12 protein-coding genes and 1 riboswitch are annotated in these 15,545 nt (G+C 32.3%); of the genes, 11 read left to right on the top strand and 1 reads right to left on the bottom strand.

Features of this window, described 5'->3' with window-relative positions; all coding sequences use genetic code 11:
- The first annotated feature begins 133 nt into the window (after positions 1–133).
- From L1S49_RS00715 to L1S49_RS00665, 11 genes are all read left to right on the top strand, one after another.
- A complete protein-coding gene (locus L1S49_RS00715; protein ID WP_238902134.1) occupies positions 134–478 on the top strand; it encodes a helix-turn-helix domain-containing protein in 345 nt (114 codons plus the stop codon).
- A 339-nt stretch (positions 479–817) separates the two neighbouring features.
- Complete coding sequence (locus tag L1S49_RS00710) at positions 818–2,533, top strand: methyl-accepting chemotaxis protein (protein ID WP_238902133.1); 1,716 nt, start codon at positions 818–820, stop codon at positions 2,531–2,533.
- 23 nt (positions 2,534–2,556) lie between these two features.
- Positions 2,557–3,426, top strand: a complete 870-nt coding sequence (locus L1S49_RS00705) for a radical SAM protein (RefSeq protein WP_238902132.1) — start codon at positions 2,557–2,559, stop codon at positions 3,424–3,426.
- 189 nt (positions 3,427–3,615) lie between these two features.
- Positions 3,616–5,163 carry a hypothetical protein gene (locus L1S49_RS00700; RefSeq protein WP_238902131.1) on the top strand — a complete coding sequence of 516 codons (1,548 nt, stop codon included), beginning with the start codon at positions 3,616–3,618 and terminating at the stop codon, positions 5,161–5,163.
- 290 nt (positions 5,164–5,453) lie between these two features.
- Positions 5,454–7,121 carry a collagen-like protein gene (locus L1S49_RS00695; RefSeq protein WP_238902130.1) on the top strand — a complete coding sequence of 556 codons (1,668 nt, stop codon included), beginning with the start codon at positions 5,454–5,456 and terminating at the stop codon, positions 7,119–7,121.
- Between the two features lie 252 nt (positions 7,122–7,373).
- Positions 7,374–7,555: riboswitch (Lysine riboswitch) on the top strand.
- A 118-nt stretch (positions 7,556–7,673) separates the two neighbouring features.
- Positions 7,674–8,501 carry a transporter substrate-binding domain-containing protein gene (locus L1S49_RS00690; RefSeq protein ID WP_238902129.1) on the top strand — a complete coding sequence of 276 codons (828 nt, stop codon included), beginning with the start codon at positions 7,674–7,676 and terminating at the stop codon, positions 8,499–8,501.
- Positions 8,502–8,686: 185 nt separating this feature from the next.
- Positions 8,687–9,454 carry an amino acid ABC transporter permease gene (locus L1S49_RS00685; RefSeq protein ID WP_021803423.1) on the top strand — a complete coding sequence of 256 codons (768 nt, stop codon included), beginning with the start codon at positions 8,687–8,689 and terminating at the stop codon, positions 9,452–9,454.
- 30 nt (positions 9,455–9,484) lie between these two features.
- Positions 9,485–10,219 carry an amino acid ABC transporter ATP-binding protein gene (locus tag L1S49_RS00680; protein WP_021803422.1) on the top strand — a complete coding sequence of 245 codons (735 nt, stop codon included), beginning with the start codon at positions 9,485–9,487 and terminating at the stop codon, positions 10,217–10,219.
- 116 nt (positions 10,220–10,335) lie between these two features.
- Positions 10,336–11,382 (top strand): AbrB family transcriptional regulator, encoded by a 1,047-nt coding sequence (locus L1S49_RS00675; RefSeq protein ID WP_238902128.1) that lies wholly within the window; start codon positions 10,336–10,338, stop codon positions 11,380–11,382.
- Between the two features lie 117 nt (positions 11,383–11,499).
- The gene (htpG, locus tag L1S49_RS00670; protein WP_238902127.1) at positions 11,500–13,380 is read left to right on the top strand and encodes a molecular chaperone HtpG; all 1,881 of its coding nucleotides are present in this window, start codon (positions 11,500–11,502) and stop codon (positions 13,378–13,380) included.
- Between the two features lie 107 nt (positions 13,381–13,487).
- On the top strand, positions 13,488–14,117 hold the full coding sequence (locus L1S49_RS00665) for a MarR family transcriptional regulator (protein WP_238902126.1): 630 nt from the start codon (positions 13,488–13,490) through the stop codon (positions 14,115–14,117).
- A 66-nt stretch (positions 14,118–14,183) separates the two neighbouring features.
- Here L1S49_RS00665 and L1S49_RS00660 read toward each other — a convergent pair whose 3' ends face one another.
- The gene (locus L1S49_RS00660) at positions 14,184–15,464 is read right to left on the bottom strand and encodes an O-acetylhomoserine aminocarboxypropyltransferase/cysteine synthase family protein (protein WP_238902125.1); all 1,281 of its coding nucleotides are present in this window, start codon (positions 15,462–15,464) and stop codon (positions 14,184–14,186) included.
- Between the last annotated feature and the right edge of the window lie 81 nt (positions 15,465–15,545).

Raw genomic sequence — 15,545 nt, 5'->3', positions numbered from 1 at the left:
GTTGCTCCCTCCAAATAAATGTTATAAAATTAACATATCTTTATATTAGGTTGTTTCATTAATAAAAACAAGTACATTGTTTTAGTATAGTTAGTATCTTTTGTGATACTATTGAAAAATTAAGGAGGAGACGATGGAAAACAATATCGATTTATTTGGAAAGTGCCCTTATGTAACTGCGCAAAAGATATTTTCGGGGAAATGGGCAGTGTTGATTATTTATCACCTATATGAAAATACATTAAGATTTGGAGAATTAAAACGAAGGATACCAGAAGTAACTCAGGCAACACTTACAAAACAGCTAAGAATGCTTGAGAATTATGGACTAGTTAATAGGCATGTATATCCGGAGGTGCCTCCCAAAGTAGAATATTCTCTTACAAAAATAGGAAGAGAATTTATTTATGTATTAAAACAATTTGAGGTGTTTGGGAATAAGTACATAGAGTATATGCATAACGAAATTTCAAAGTAGATTTTTATAAATATTGATAAAAAGAAATAGATTATAGGCCAATATTTGGTTTATAATCTATTTCTTTTTATATTAATTTTCCTGCGACAAGAAAATACAACTTTATAAATATTTTGTACGATTTATTTTAACATAATATGACATACAATACAAACTTTTATAAAAAAATATATTAATTATTAAAAAAATTCATAATAATTATTTTTCAAAACGAAAAAAAGTTTAATTATATTAAATCTTTTTTAATAATATTCAACATTTCAGTACAAAATATTTATTTTGTATATATGATATTAAAAATGAACTAAAGGATTAAATGTAAATTGGGGAGGAATAGTAATGAAGAGGTTTAACAATTTAAAAATCGCACCCAAAATAGTATCATTGTTTATCACTGTGGCATTATTTATAGGTATAGTAGGGGCCATGGGAATAAACAGTATGGGGAAAATAAATGATAATTCAATACGTATGTATAGCTATAATATTAATTCAATTTTAAAAATTACAGATGCAGACTCAAATTTCTCTAGTATTAGAACTAATTTATTAAAAATGGTATACCAAAATGATAAAAAAGAAACTAATGAGGAACTTGAGATACAAATAAACACATTATTCAGTAAAAATGATGAGTTACTGGATTACTATGTAAATAATTTAATGAATCCTAATGAAAAAGAAAGTGTTGATAAAATACAATCTGATATGAAGATTTATAAAAATGGAGTTAAAAAGGCAATAGGATATGTAGAATTAGGGAATTATGGCGAAGCCTCTAAAGCAGTTACAGAAATGAGTAAAACAAGATCTGAAATACAGAATGCGTTTGAGCAAATAATAGAAATGAATAAAAATGAAGCTGAAAGTGCAAACAATGAAAATCTAAGAATTTTTAATGTTTCAAAAATTACGGCTATAGTTATAACTGTAATAGGATTTGTTTTAGCTAGTATATTAGGTTTATTAATATCCTTATCAATAGCTAAAAAGCTTTCTAAAGTAGTAGATTTCGCTAAAGCATTAGGTGAAGGTGATTTAACTAAAAATATGAATGTGGATTCTAAGGATGAAATAGGTATTTTAACTATGGAGTTGAATAAAGCAAAAGATAATGTGAAGACTCTTATAAGTGAAATTATAAATGGATCATCAGAGATAAGTGCAGGAAGTGAAGAATTATCTGCAACTACAGAAGAGGTATCCAGTAAGATGGAAGTAGTAAATGAAGCCACAAATCAGATATCTAATGGAATACAAGATCTTAGCGCAACTACCGAAGAAGTTAGTGCCTCAGCTGAAGAAATTGGTGCAACAACTAATGAATTAGCAAACAAAAGTAATGAGGCATTTAAAGCTGTTGAGCAAATAAAACAAAGAGCTGAAAAGATAAAACAAAGAGCTGAAAAAAATATTGATGATGGAAAAATAATATTTAATGAAAATCGAAATAATGTATTAAAAGCTATAGCTGATGGTAAGGTAGTTGAAGATGTAAAAATAATGGCTGACTCTATAGGTGCAATAGCAGAACAAACTAATTTGTTAGCTTTGAATGCTGCAATTGAAGCAGCTAGAGCAGGAGAAAAAGGAAAAGGCTTTGCTGTAGTTGCTGACGAGGTTAGAAAGTTAGCAGAACAATCTGGAGAAGCCGTAAGTGGAATTCAAAGTATGGTAAAGCAGGTTCAAGATGCTTTTGAGAATTTATCTAAAAGTGGACAAAGCTTTTTAACATACATGGAAGAAACTGTAGGCCCTAATTATGACTTATTACTAGAAACAGGAATACAGTATGAAAAAGATGCAGAACATATAAATAATATTACAAAAGAAATATCAATATCAGCAAATCAAATAAATGAAGTTATAGAACAAGTAAACAGAGCTATTCAGAATGTATCAGCAACTGCTGAAGAATCAGCTAATAGTTCTGAGGATATACTTTTAAGCATTAATGAAGTAACAGATGCAGTAATAGATGTAGCAAAAACTTCACAGGCTCAGGCAGAAGTTTCTCAAGACTTAAGTGAACTAGCACAGAAGTTTAAAGTATAATGTTAAGAGGGTTTAGAGGTAAAATGATATATAATAATTCTAATGCATATTATGAAGGAGATTATAATCAATGTGCTTATAACAATAAAGAAGTTAATTTGAATATTTGTAGTCATTTAGAGAGGTATATAACAGATATTAAAAATTTGATATTTAAACCTAAAAGTAAAACAAAGGATTTTTTTCAATTCGATAATAAAATACAGGTTTTTCTAAATGATAATAATATTATAATTATGATTAATATTACAGATAGGTGTAGTTTGAGTTGTAATAATTGTAACATTGATGGTAATCACATAAAAATAAATGTAGACGAAAAAGAGATTTTTAAGAATGTTAAAAATATATTAGAGTATTATTCAAATCAAATAGAAAAATGTGATTTGGTTTTCTATGGAGGAGATCCATTAGTGGATTTTAACAAGATACTTTACATATATGATAATCTAGGGAGAAATTATCATGTAAATATAATAACAAATGGATTTCTATTAACTGATGAAATAATAAAAGTAATAGTAAATAGAGATATAAGTGTATATGTAAATTTTGATCTCGGGACTAAGAATAAAATATGTGAAAGAATCAAGGACAACTTATTAAAGTATAAAAAGAAATATGCATATAGTAACAACATTAAAATAATAACTCATTATAATTTTCATTCAAACTTAGAGAAACTAGATAAATTTTATGAAGAAAGCAAATTACAGATTGCAATTTTAAAAGAAGATTATAGTGAGAATCTCAAATATTATGATAAAGTAGAACAATCAATAATAGATGGGTATTTAGATCAATATAGAAACCTAACTAATAAATATAAACTATACAAAAAACAAGGAAAAGAATGTTCAAGCTTTTTAAAACTACTTTTAAATTATAACTAATAAAATTAATATGTCTTAGTATATTTCTAAATTGGAAATATATTAAGACATTTTTCCTTACTAAAATGATATTAATAGACATAAAAAGTCAAAAAAATTATCACGATAAATAGTTTAAATCCATACTATAGAATGATAAGTTATTAAACTAGCTAATAACTTAATAAATTTTATCTTAGGAGGAAATTGATGAGTAATATAGCTTTACAGATAGAACGTTTGGCAGATGGAAATGTAGCATCTGGATCAAGTGTTATCTTTGATAGTGTAGTATATTCGTCAGGAAATATTAGTTATAATGCGGCAACTGGGGTAATAACATTTAATGAAGTAGGAAGATATGTGCTTGATTGGTGGATAGCGGTACAGACAGCTACAACTCCAAATTCAGTTATATTTGCAGCAGTATCTTCTCAAGGCGATATATTGGAAGGCAATATGCCAATTAAAACGGGAGAAGTAGTAGGTGTAGGGATAGTAGATGTTACTGTAGCGCCAGTTACTTTAAATTTAAATTATATTGGAGCAGGAACAGCTATTTTTGCATCTACTGTACCTGTAAAGGCTACTATGGTGATAATAGAGGATGATATAGTTAGTCCTACAGGAGGAATAGGTCCAACTGGAGCAACTGGAGTAACAGGAACAACTGGTGAAACTGGAGTAACCGGAGCGACAGGAGTAACAGGAGTAACAGGAGAAACTGGAGTAACCGGAGCGACAGGAGTAACCGGTGAAACTGGAGCAACAGGAGCAACTGGAGTAACAGGGGCTGGACTTACTGGATTAGTAGTATTTGATCCAGCAGCGGCACCCGGTTATCCAGTAGGGCAAGTAGTAACTTATAATGGAGGAACCTATATAGTTAATACTGCTCCGCCTACAGGAACACCAGACACATCACCAGATTATACACCATTAGCATTACCAGGAGCAACTGGAGCGACAGGTGAAACCGGAGTAACAGGAGTGACTGGAGCAACTGGGGCAACCGGAGTAACAGGAGTAACAGGAGTAACTGGGGAAACAGGAGCAACTGGTGAAACTGGAGCGACAGGAGCAACCGGAGCTGGACTTACTGGATTAGTAGTATTTGATCCAGCAGCGGCACCCGGTTATCCAGTAGGGCAAGTAGTAACTTATAATGGAGGAACCTTTATAGTTAATACTGCTCCGCCTACAGGAACACCAGACACATCACCAGATTATACACCATTAGCATTACCAGGAGCAACAGGAGCGACTGGAACGTCTGTTTTGACAGAAGGATTTGCAGCTTTCTTACCAACATTTACAACAGCAGCAAGTACTCAGTTAACTGGATGGACGGTTACCACTCCATACTTTACAAGTGCTAGCTTTGATCCAACGACTGGTATTTATACAGTACCTGCTACTGGAAGATATAATATAGAAGCTACAATTAATTTTGCAACAACTGCAGCTATAACTATATCTTTAGGAGCTGGCATTGATCCAGCCCTCACAGTTCGTAGAATTGCGCCAACTACAACTGACTTAATAAGTGGATTATTCCCACTTCTTAATGTTAATGTTGCTTTAGTATTAACTTTAAGAGCTATATTAGGAAGTGGTACAGTAACATTATCAGGAGAAGTCGAGTTGGTTGCAGGAGATACTGTGGGATTATTCTATGAAGCAGATGGATTAACAATTCCTTTGGATCTTGGAGGAGGAGCTCCAGGGACTATATGGAGTATAAATCGTTTGACTTAAAAATTAACAAAAAATAGCGTTTTGCCCTCTGGTATATATTTCATAATTTAGACCAGAGGGCATTTTTATATGAAAATGAAGTTTATAATTTTTATAATAATTTTTGGAATATAAAAGCTGTTATGTTTGTTATAATTACTATATTTTTACATTGATACACATAAAAGTATATAAAAATACACTGAAATACATCAATTGTAACTATGCTCTTGCTGTAAACATATTATAAAATGACAAGCTTTAGGTTAAATAAGACCATAAGCTAAATTTTATATGTAAGGAGGAAATTTATGAGTAATATAGCTTTACAGATAGAGCTTTTAGTAGCAGAAAATATAGCATCTGGCTCAAACATTATTTTTGATAATACTGTTTACTCAGCAGGAAATGTTAGTTATAACACAGTAACAGGAGTAATAACATTCAATGAAGCAGGAAGGTACGTTCTTAATTGGTGGGTAGCAGTTCAAACTGCAACTGCTCCAAATTCAGTTATATTTGCAGCTGTATCTTCACAGGGAGATATTTTAGAAGGTAATATGCCTACTAAAACGGGAGAAGTAGTAGGGTTTGGCATTATAGAGGTTAGTGCAGCACCTGTTGCTCTGACATTAGACTATATTGGATCAGGTACAGCAATTTTAGCTTCTACTGTTCCAGTAAAAGCAACTATGGTTATAGTAGAAGATGATATTGTTAGTCCAACAGGTGGTACTGGAATAACCGGAGCAACAGGAGTAACAGGAGCAACAGGAGTAACAGGAGTAACAGGAGTAACAGGAGTAACAGGAGCAACTGGAGTGACAGGAGTAACTGGAACAACTGGAGCAACAGGCGTAACAGGAACAACAGGAGTAACAGGAGCAACAGGTGAAACAGGAGTAACTGGGGTAACAGGAGCAACAGGTGAAACCGGGGCAACCGGAGTAACAGGAGCAACAGGCGAACCTGGAGGAGTAACAGGTGAAACTGGAGCAACCGGAGCAACAGGTCCAACTGGAGCTATAGGTGAAACCGGAGTAACAGGATCAACGGGGCCAACTGGAGCTATAGGTGAAACAGGGCCTGCTGGAGGAGCAACTGGGGATACCGGAGCAACTGGAGCAACCGGAGCAACAGGAGCAACCGGAGCAACAGGAGCAACAGGAGCAACAGGAGCAACCGGAGCAACAGGAGCAACTGGAGCAACTGGAGCAACTGGAGCAACCGGAGCAACAGGAGCAACTGGAGCAACTGGAGCAACAGGAACTGTTCAACCAAATCCGTTTGAAGTATATGTTCAAGCTGGTGCGGTTGGTGGAGATGGAACTCAGGCAAGCCCATTTGGAACTATTCAACAAGGTGTTACAGCAGTATCGCCTACAGGTGTAGTTCATGTTCTAGGAGGAACTTATTCAGTTACTGCAACAATTACAGTTAATAAATCTGGAGTAACATTACAAGGATATCCTAATACAATAGTTTTATTACAAGCAGCTGTGATTCCTTTCCTTGTTACTGGAAGCGGAGTTACAATAGATGGATTTACTATTACAAGCGATTTGGCGTATACAGTTGAGTTTATACAATTTGCAGGAACTAATCACAAGCTAACAAATAACTATATATATGGACCACCTCAGGCAGGACCATCTACAGGTTGGGTAGTAAATCGTGGATTTTTAACCCAGGGAAATGTAGTTAACCTGATAGTTCAAAATAATATATTCTACTTTATGAGACAACCAGCATATTTAAATCCAAATTCTACAGGATATATTGTAGATAATGTGACTTATAATACTAGAGGATTTGTTGTAGATAGAGCAATATTTGTTTTCTCAGGAAACTCATGGGGAATTCCACAGAATGCCGTTGATATTGCATTGCTAGTTGGGACTCCTACTGGTGCACCATATGATCCTACTTCAGCATTATCAACCTATAACAGTTCCGCAGTAATAAGTGATCAGAGATAAAGAAATATAGAATATTATAGTTTATAAATTTACCCTACTAAATTAATGTCATTGATTTAGTAGGGTTATATATTTATAAGAATAAAAAATCATTTAGAGATAAAATTTATATTTTTTCAGCTATACTTTTCTTATAATGTAAAATCGTTTTAGAATTTCCACTAAAAAATTAAAAAAAATATAACACTTTTGTTGACATATATAATATATTATTGTACATTTATAATGTAATTTAATAAACCTCACTTTTAATGGTGGGGTAGAGGCGCGATATTTATTAGTCTTTAGAAGAGTTTGAGAAGCAATGATGCTATAGAGAAGGAAATATCGCCGAAGTAAATAATAATCTCATTATTATTTGCTGGGTCTGTAGTTAAGAGCTGCAGGACTGTCTCAATAAGCCACCCAGTTTATTGAGTTGTGCTATCTCATTTAGGGAAAAGTGGAGGGAAACTAGTAGCAACTATGTTTATTGCGATCTGAGTTCAGCTCAGATCTTTTTTTATAACTTAAAAAGATAATACAAGCTAAAAATATGAGGGGGAACAAAAAATGAAAAAATTATCATTAATAGTAACAGCTGTTTTATCAGCAACACTTTTACTTACAGGATGTGGCTCAAAGGCTTCTGATACATCAAAAACTGAAGATACTTTTAAAGTTGGAATGGAAGCTGGGTACGCTCCTTTTAACTGGACTCAAAAGGATGATTCTAATGGTGGAGTTAAAATTGATGGGGCTGCAGAATATGCAGGAGGCTATGATGTAGAAATAGCTAAAAAGATTGCTGAAGATTTAGGTAAAAAGTTAGTTATAGTTAAAACAGAATGGGATGGATTAATACCAGCACTAGAATCTGGAAAGATAGATGCAGTTATAGCAGGTATGTCTCCAACAGCAGAACGTAAAGAAACAATAGACTTTTCAGATAATTACTATAAATCAGAGTTAGTTATGGTAGTTAAGAAAGGTGGAAAATATAATGGAGCTACTTCGTTAAAAGATTTTAGTGGAGCTAAAGTAACTGCACAATTAAACACTTTTCACTATTCAGTAATAGATCAAATATCAGGAGTTCAAAAACAAACAGCTATGGATAATTTCTCTGCTATGAGAGTTGCCCTTGAGTCAGGTGTAATTGATGCATATGTTTCAGAACGTCCAGAAGGAATTAGTGCTGAATCTAATAGCAATAATTTCAAGATGATAGAGCTTAAGGATGGATTTAAGGCATCTGAAGAAGATGTTGCAATAGCAGTAGGAGTGAAAAAAGGCAGTGATTTAACAGCTAAGATCAATTCTACATTATCAAAAATTTCTGAATCAGATCGTAAGACTATAATGGATAATGCTATAAAAAACCAACCTGCTGCTGAATAATAGCAAGGTATATATAAAGCCGAGTGTATTTAAATAACATTCGGTTTTGTCAAGTGAAACTTGATTCAGATGGGGTTTTATCCCCAGCTGAATTTTAGTTGAACCTATCTAGAGTCGTGCCAATGTTATCTCCCACCAGAGGTATTACAGTGGCTAGACGTCAGATAAATTAAAGGAGTGAAAAAATGACTTTTGAGGATATTGTAAAAATCTTTTCAAATAACTGGCCTATGTTTTTACGTGGGGCTGGTATGACTTTATTAATTTCTATTATTGGTACAATCTTAGGATCTATTATAGGATTGTTAGTAGGAATGGTTAGAACTATTCCTGTACCTGAAAGAGGTATAAAAAAGGCAGTTCTAAAAATTATTAATGCTATATTATCTATTTACATAGAAGTATTCCGTGGAACCCCTATGATAGTACAAGCGATGGTAATTTATTATGGATCAGCTTTAGCTTTTGGGATAGATATGAATAGAATATATGCAGGTATATTTATAGTATCTATAAATACAGGAGCGTACATGTCAGAAATTGTCCGTGGAGGAATAGTTTCTATTGATAAGGGACAGTTTGAAGCAGCACATGCTATAGGTATGAGCCATGTTCAAACTATGCTTAATGTAGTATTACCACAGGTTATTAGAAATATATTACCAGCCACAGGTAATGAGTTTGTTATAAATATAAAGGATACATCTGTACTTAGTGTAATATCTGTAACAGAGTTATTTTTCCAAGCAAAATCTGTAGCAGGAATCAATTATAAGTTTTTTGCAACGTTTTTTATTGCTAGTGTTATGTATTTTATAATGACCTTTGCAGTAACAAGAATACTAAGATTTATCGAGAGAAAAATAGATGGTCCGGACAACTATATTATGTATGCAAACCAAATGCAAGTTGAAACACCAGAAGATATGTTACGCAGAAACCAAAATAATTAGGTTAAGGATTTAAGGACAAAGGAGATAAGTATGGAAAAAATAATTGATATTAAACATTTAAATAAATCCTTTGGAACTCATGAAGTTTTAAAAGATATTGATTTTTCAGTAAATAAAGGAGAAGTTGTTTGTATCATAGGATCATCGGGTTCAGGTAAGTCTACTCTTCTTCGCTGCGTTAACCTTTTGGAGAAACCAAGTGGTGGTGAGATAATATATAAAGGAAAAGATATTTTACATGATGAACATGATACACGTGCATATCGTACAAAGCTAGGCATGGTATTTCAACAGTTTAATCTATTTAACAATCATGATGTTCTAAGTAACTGTACTGTAGGACAAATGAAGGTTTTAAAAAGAAGTAAAGAAGAGGCTGAGAAAGTTGCCATGAAGTATTTACAAGTTGTAGGCATGGAACGTTTTATAAATGCAAAACCAAGACAATTATCTGGTGGACAAAAACAGAGAGTTGCTATTGCTAGGGCTCTTTCTATGGAGCCAGATGTTATTCTTTTTGATGAACCAACATCAGCTCTTGATCCAGAAATGGTAGGCGAAGTTCTAAAGGTTATGAAAGAACTTGCAGAATCAGGACTTACTATGATGGTAGTAACTCATGAAATGGGATTTGCTAAAGAGGTATCTGATCGTGTAGTGTTTATGGATAAAGGCGTTATAGCAGAAGAAGGTCTACCAGAAGAAATATTTAATAATCCAAAACAAGAACGTACTAGAGAGTTCTTAAAAAGGACTTTAAATTAATATTAAAAACCCTTGATTTTCAAGGGTTTTATTTTTTATAAGTTTGACGTACAGTAATAGGATAGGTATTATGATAAGGGGGTTAGTTCAATAAAATTTATAAGGGGGATATAGAATTGCAGAATTTATTATTAACACTATTAGTAGCAATAGTAGGAGGAACACTAGCACTAAAATTAAAAGTTCCAGCTGGAGCAATGATAGGAGCTATGATTTCAGTAGCAATTTTTAATATAGTTTTAGGAAAGGCTTATTTCCCAGTAAATGCGAAAATAGTTACACAGATAGCAGCCGGAGCTTTTGTTGGAGCTGGGATAACTTATAGAGATATTATAAGTCTGAAATCAATAATAAAGCCTGCTGTAATAATAACGTTAGGTATGATATCAATAAATCTCATTATGGGATATTTAATGCATAAACTTACTGGAATTGATTTAGTTACATCTCTTTTTGCTTGCGCTCCAGGTGGAATTGTAGATATGTCGATTATAAGTAGTGATTTAGGAGCTGATACATCCAAGGTTGCAATATTACAATTAGTTAGGCTTATGGGGGTAATGCTTATATTGCCATCCTTGTTAAAGTTGATATGTAATAAACTCGGAGTATGTATAGTAAAAGATAAAACTAAAGTTGAAAAAGAAGAAAATATGAACAATAGTAATATACAGAATCTATTTATGACATTAGCTGTAGGAGGAATTTTTGGAACAATAGGTTATCTTCTAAAAATTCCTGCTGGAGCTATGACTTTTTCTATGATATCAGTGGGAGTTTTTAATATACTTTCAAGCAGAGGATATATGCCCCTTACGCTTAGGAGAATAACTCAAATGTGTGCAGGAGCATTAATAGGAGAACGGATGACCTTTAATGATCTAACAGGTATGGGGGATATTCTATTTCCAGCACTTATGATACTTGTGGGAATAATAGTTACAAACTTAGCTTTAGGATTTTTAATAAGTAGAAATAGTAATTTAGAAATAACAACAGCATTATTTTCTAGTGCACCAGGTGGAATGTCAGATATGACACTAATAGCTGATGAACTTGGAGCGGATACCCCTAAGGTAGCAGTTTTACAGCTTGTTAGAGTAATAAGTGTAATAGCTTTATTTCCAATAATAATTAAGTATATAAGCGAACTCTTGACATAAAATTCAAAAAGTGGTATATAAAAAGTAGGGATTAGCACTCTAGTATATAGAGTGCTAACAAAATTCAACTAACTACGCGTATGAAGCGTAGTTTTATAGCGAGAGGAGAGATTTGCGTTGGAAACAAAACAATTTAAAGCAGAATCCAAAAGACTTTTGGACCTTATGATTAACTCTATTTATACTCATAGGGAGATATTTTTAAGGGAGCTTATTTCTAATGCTAGTGACGCCATTGATAAAATTTATTATAAGGCACTAACAGATGACTCCATAACCTTTGATAAGGATAATTACTTTATCAAGGTAACTGCTGATAAAGAAAGCAGAACAATCACACTTACTGATACAGGTATAGGAATGACAAAGGAAGAGCTTGATGATAACCTTGGAGTTATAGCTAAAAGTGGTTCCCTAAATTTTAAAAAAGAAAATGAGCTTAAAGATGGATATGATATTATAGGTCAGTTTGGTGTTGGATTTTATTCAGCATTTTTAGTAGCTGATGAAGTTACTGTTATAAGTAAAGCCTTTGGTAGTGATGAAGCTTATAAATGGGAGTCAAAAGGGGTAGATGGATATACTATTGAACCTGCTGAAAAAGATTCTTATGGTACAGAAATTACTCTTAAGATTAAAGAAAACTCAGAAGATGAAAACTTTGATGAATATTTAGAGGAGTATAAATTAAAATCAATAATCAAAAAATACTCTGACTTCATTAGATACCCTATTAAGATGGATATAACAGGTAGAAAACCAAAAGAGGGTACAGAAAATGAGTTTGATGAATATATAGAAGAACAAACTATAAATAGTATGGTTCCTATATGGAGAAAAAATAAAAATGAACTTACTAAAGAAGATTATGATAATTTCTATTCAGAAAAACACTATGGTTTTGATAAACCTTTAAAATATATACACACTAGCGTTGATGGAGCTATAAGCTATAATGCTATATTATATATTCCTGAAAAAACACCATTTGACTTTTATACAAAAGAATATGAAAAAGGTTTAGAATTATATTCAAATGGCGTAATGATAATGAATAAATGTGCTGACCTTTTACCTGACTATTTTAGCTTTGTAAAAGGTATAGTTGACTCAGAAGATTTATCTCTTAATATATCAAGAGAAATTTTACAACATGATAGACAACTTAAACTAATAGCTAAAAATATTAAGTCTAAGATAAAAGGTGAGTTAGAAAGCTTATTAAAAAATAAAAGAGAAGATTATGATAAGTTCTATGAATCTTTTGGAAGACAATTAAAGTTTGGAGTTTACAGCGATTTTGGAAGTAATAAGGATGTTCTACAAGATTTACTAATGTTCTATTCTTCAAAAGAGAAAAAAATGGTAACTTTAGCTGAGTATGTTGGAAGAATGAAAGAAGATCAAAAATATATTTATTATGCTGCTGGAGAATCAAAAGAAAGAATAGAAAAACTTCCACAAATAGAACTTCTATTAGATAAGGATTATGAAGTATTATATTTCACAGATGATATAGATGAATTTGCTATAAGAATGCTTATGAACTATAAGGAAAAAGAATTTAAATCTATATCAAGTGGAGATTTAGGAATAGAATCAGAAGAAAATAAAGAAGCTAATGAAGCAGAAGAAAAAGATAATAATGATTTATTTGAATATATGAAAACTGCTTTAGCTGGTAAAGTTAAAGATGTTAGAGCTTCAAAAAGGCTAAAAAATCATCCAGTATGTTTATCAAATGATGGTGAGCTCTCAATTGAAATGGAAAAAATATTAAACTCTATGCCTAATAATGAAAATGTTAAGGCAGACAAAGTTTTAGAAATTAATGTACATCATGATGTATTTAATTCTTTAAAGCAAGCTTTTGAAAATGATAAAGATAAATTAAGTTTATTTACAGATTTATTATATAATCAAGCTTTACTTATAGAAGGATTATCTATAAATGATCCTGTAGAATTTACTAATAATATATGTAAGATAATGAAATAGTTAAAAGTCCATTGCAGAAGTGCAGTGGACTTTTTCACTTTAATTTAATAAGGAGTATTGACAACATACTAAGGTACCTTAGTATGTTTATTAAAGGAGATAAAAGCATGGAAAAAAGTAATAATGATTTAATTAAACAGTTAGCTAGACTTCAGTGGTTAATGCATAAACATCATTTTAAAAATCACAAAAATCATGGACCTATGGCGGATATTCACAGAGGTCAAGGAAGAGTATTAGCATTATTAAAATTAAAACCAGAAATTACTCAGAAGGAATTAGCAAATATTTTGGACATAAGATCACAGTCATTAGGTGAGCTTTTAGCAAAATTAGAGAGAAACGGATATATAACTAGAACACCTTCAGAAGAAGATCGTCGTGCAATGATTATTCGTTTAACAGAAGAAGGAAAAGCAGCAACCAATGAAAAAGAACAAGAGGATAATACTAAAGATTTATTTAAATGTTTAAATGAGTCTGAGCAAAATAATCTTAAAGACTATTTAGGACGAATAATTGTAGAATTAGAGAAAGAGCTTGGTGATGCTGATGAGATTGAACATGAAATGCACCATCATAATCACCCTCATATGGGTAGAAGAGGATTTTTAGAGCATTGTGATAGAAGAAGAGGCTTTAATCATCATTGCAATGAGGAAAATCATCATAATCCTTTTGGCAGAAAAACAGATATAAAACAGGATGAAATTGAAGAATCTAGTGATAAAATGTAAAAAAGAACTATAAAAAATAAAGCAAGAAGTTTTCTATTTATAAAGATAAACTTCTTGCTTTTTTACCTATATTTTTGAAAGAGCTTGTTCTAGATCGTAAATTAAGTCATCAACACCTTCGATACCGATTGAAAGTCTTATAAGATCTGGAGTAACTCCTGCAGCTATTTGCTCTTCTTCAGTAAGTTCTGAATGAGTTGTGCTTGATGGATGAATTACTAATGACTTAGCATCTGCAACATTTGCAAGTAAAGAGAATAATTCTAAGCTATTAATAAATTTCTTTCCAGCTTCAAGACCACCGTGAATTCCAAAAGTGAATATTGAACCAGACCCTTTTGGTAAGTATTTATCTGCAAGTGTTTTATATGGACTAGATTCAAGTTCAGGATAATTAATCCAAGAAACTTTAGGGTGATTACCTAAGTACTCAACTATTTTTCTTGTATTAGATACATGTCTCTCAACTCTTAAAGATAAAGTTTCTAGTCCCTGAAGTAAATAGAAAGCGCTTTGTGGACTAAGTGCAGCACCTGTATTTCTTAATAATTGAACTCTTGCCTTTAAAGCAAAAGCAGGTGCACCTAAAGATGCATAAACTAGATTGTTATAGCTTTTATCTGGAGTTGTAAAGTCAGGGAATTTGCCACTAGCAGCCCAATCAAAGTTTCCTCCATCAACAATAATTCCTCCAAGTGTAGTTCCATGTCCCCCTATAAACTTTGTAGCAGAATGAACTACTACGTCAGCACCATATTCTATAGGTCTAACTAAATATGGAGTTCCAAAAGTATTGTCTATTATAAGTGGAATCTTGTTTTCATGTGCTATATTAGCTACAGCTTCGATATCTAAGACATTAATTTTAGGATTTCCTATAGTTTCACCATAAAGAGCTTTAGTTTTATCTGTAATAGCTTTTCTGAAGTTTTCTGGATCATCTGGATTTACAAATACAACATTGATTCCTAGTTTCTTTAAAGTAACTGAAAATAATTCATAGGTTCCGCCATATAAAGTAGCGGCAGCAACTATTTCATCTCCAGCACTTGCAACATTTAGAATAGAATAAAGTATGGCAGATTGACCAGAAGCAGTTGCAAGCCCAGCAACCCCACCTTCAAGTTCTGCAACTCTTTTTTCAAATACATCAGTTGTAGGATTCATTATTCTTGTATAAACATTTCCTGATTCCTTTAGCTGAAATAGATTAGCAGCGTGATCTGCGTTATTAAATACATAAGAAGTCGTTTGATAAATTGGAACAGCCCTAGCTCCAGTAGTAGGATCAGGAACTTGTCCTGCATGAACCTGTAAGGTTTCAAAACTTAATTTTCTTTCACTCATTTTTTTTAGCCCCCTTAAAAATTAATCGTAAAGATTAGAAATTATAAATATTGTATCAAAGAAGAAATCATTTAGAAAGAA

This window comes from Clostridium sp. YIM B02506 (assembly GCF_022324845.1).
In the GTDB taxonomy this organism is placed as follows: domain Bacteria; phylum Bacillota; class Clostridia; order Clostridiales; family Clostridiaceae; genus Clostridium_T; species Clostridium_T intestinale.
The sequence above is the reverse complement of the archived record's forward strand: the minus strand, read 5'-3'. Positions and strand labels throughout refer to the sequence as shown.

Bases quoted from the DNA above. Each gene is read 5' to 3' on its own strand.
- L1S49_RS00695 (WP_238902130.1), top strand. From the start codon at position 5,454: ATGAGTAATATAGCTTTACAGATAGAGCTTTTAGTAGCAGAAAATATA.
- L1S49_RS00660 (WP_238902125.1), bottom strand. From the start codon at position 15,464: ATGAGTGAAAGAAAATTAAGTTTTGAAACCTTACAGGTTCATGCAGGA.
- L1S49_RS00685 (WP_021803423.1), top strand. From the start codon at position 8,687: ATGACTTTTGAGGATATTGTAAAAATCTTTTCAAATAACTGGCCTATG.
- L1S49_RS00715 (WP_238902134.1), top strand. From the start codon at position 134: ATGGAAAACAATATCGATTTATTTGGAAAGTGCCCTTATGTAACTGCG.
- L1S49_RS00700 (WP_238902131.1), top strand. From the start codon at position 3,616: ATGAGTAATATAGCTTTACAGATAGAACGTTTGGCAGATGGAAATGTA.
- L1S49_RS00705 (WP_238902132.1), top strand. From the start codon at position 2,557: ATGATATATAATAATTCTAATGCATATTATGAAGGAGATTATAATCAA.
- L1S49_RS00665 (WP_238902126.1), top strand. From the start codon at position 13,488: ATGGAAAAAAGTAATAATGATTTAATTAAACAGTTAGCTAGACTTCAG.
- L1S49_RS00680 (WP_021803422.1), top strand. From the start codon at position 9,485: ATGGAAAAAATAATTGATATTAAACATTTAAATAAATCCTTTGGAACT.
- L1S49_RS00690 (WP_238902129.1), top strand. From the start codon at position 7,674: ATGAAAAAATTATCATTAATAGTAACAGCTGTTTTATCAGCAACACTT.
- L1S49_RS00710 (WP_238902133.1), top strand. From the start codon at position 818: ATGAAGAGGTTTAACAATTTAAAAATCGCACCCAAAATAGTATCATTG.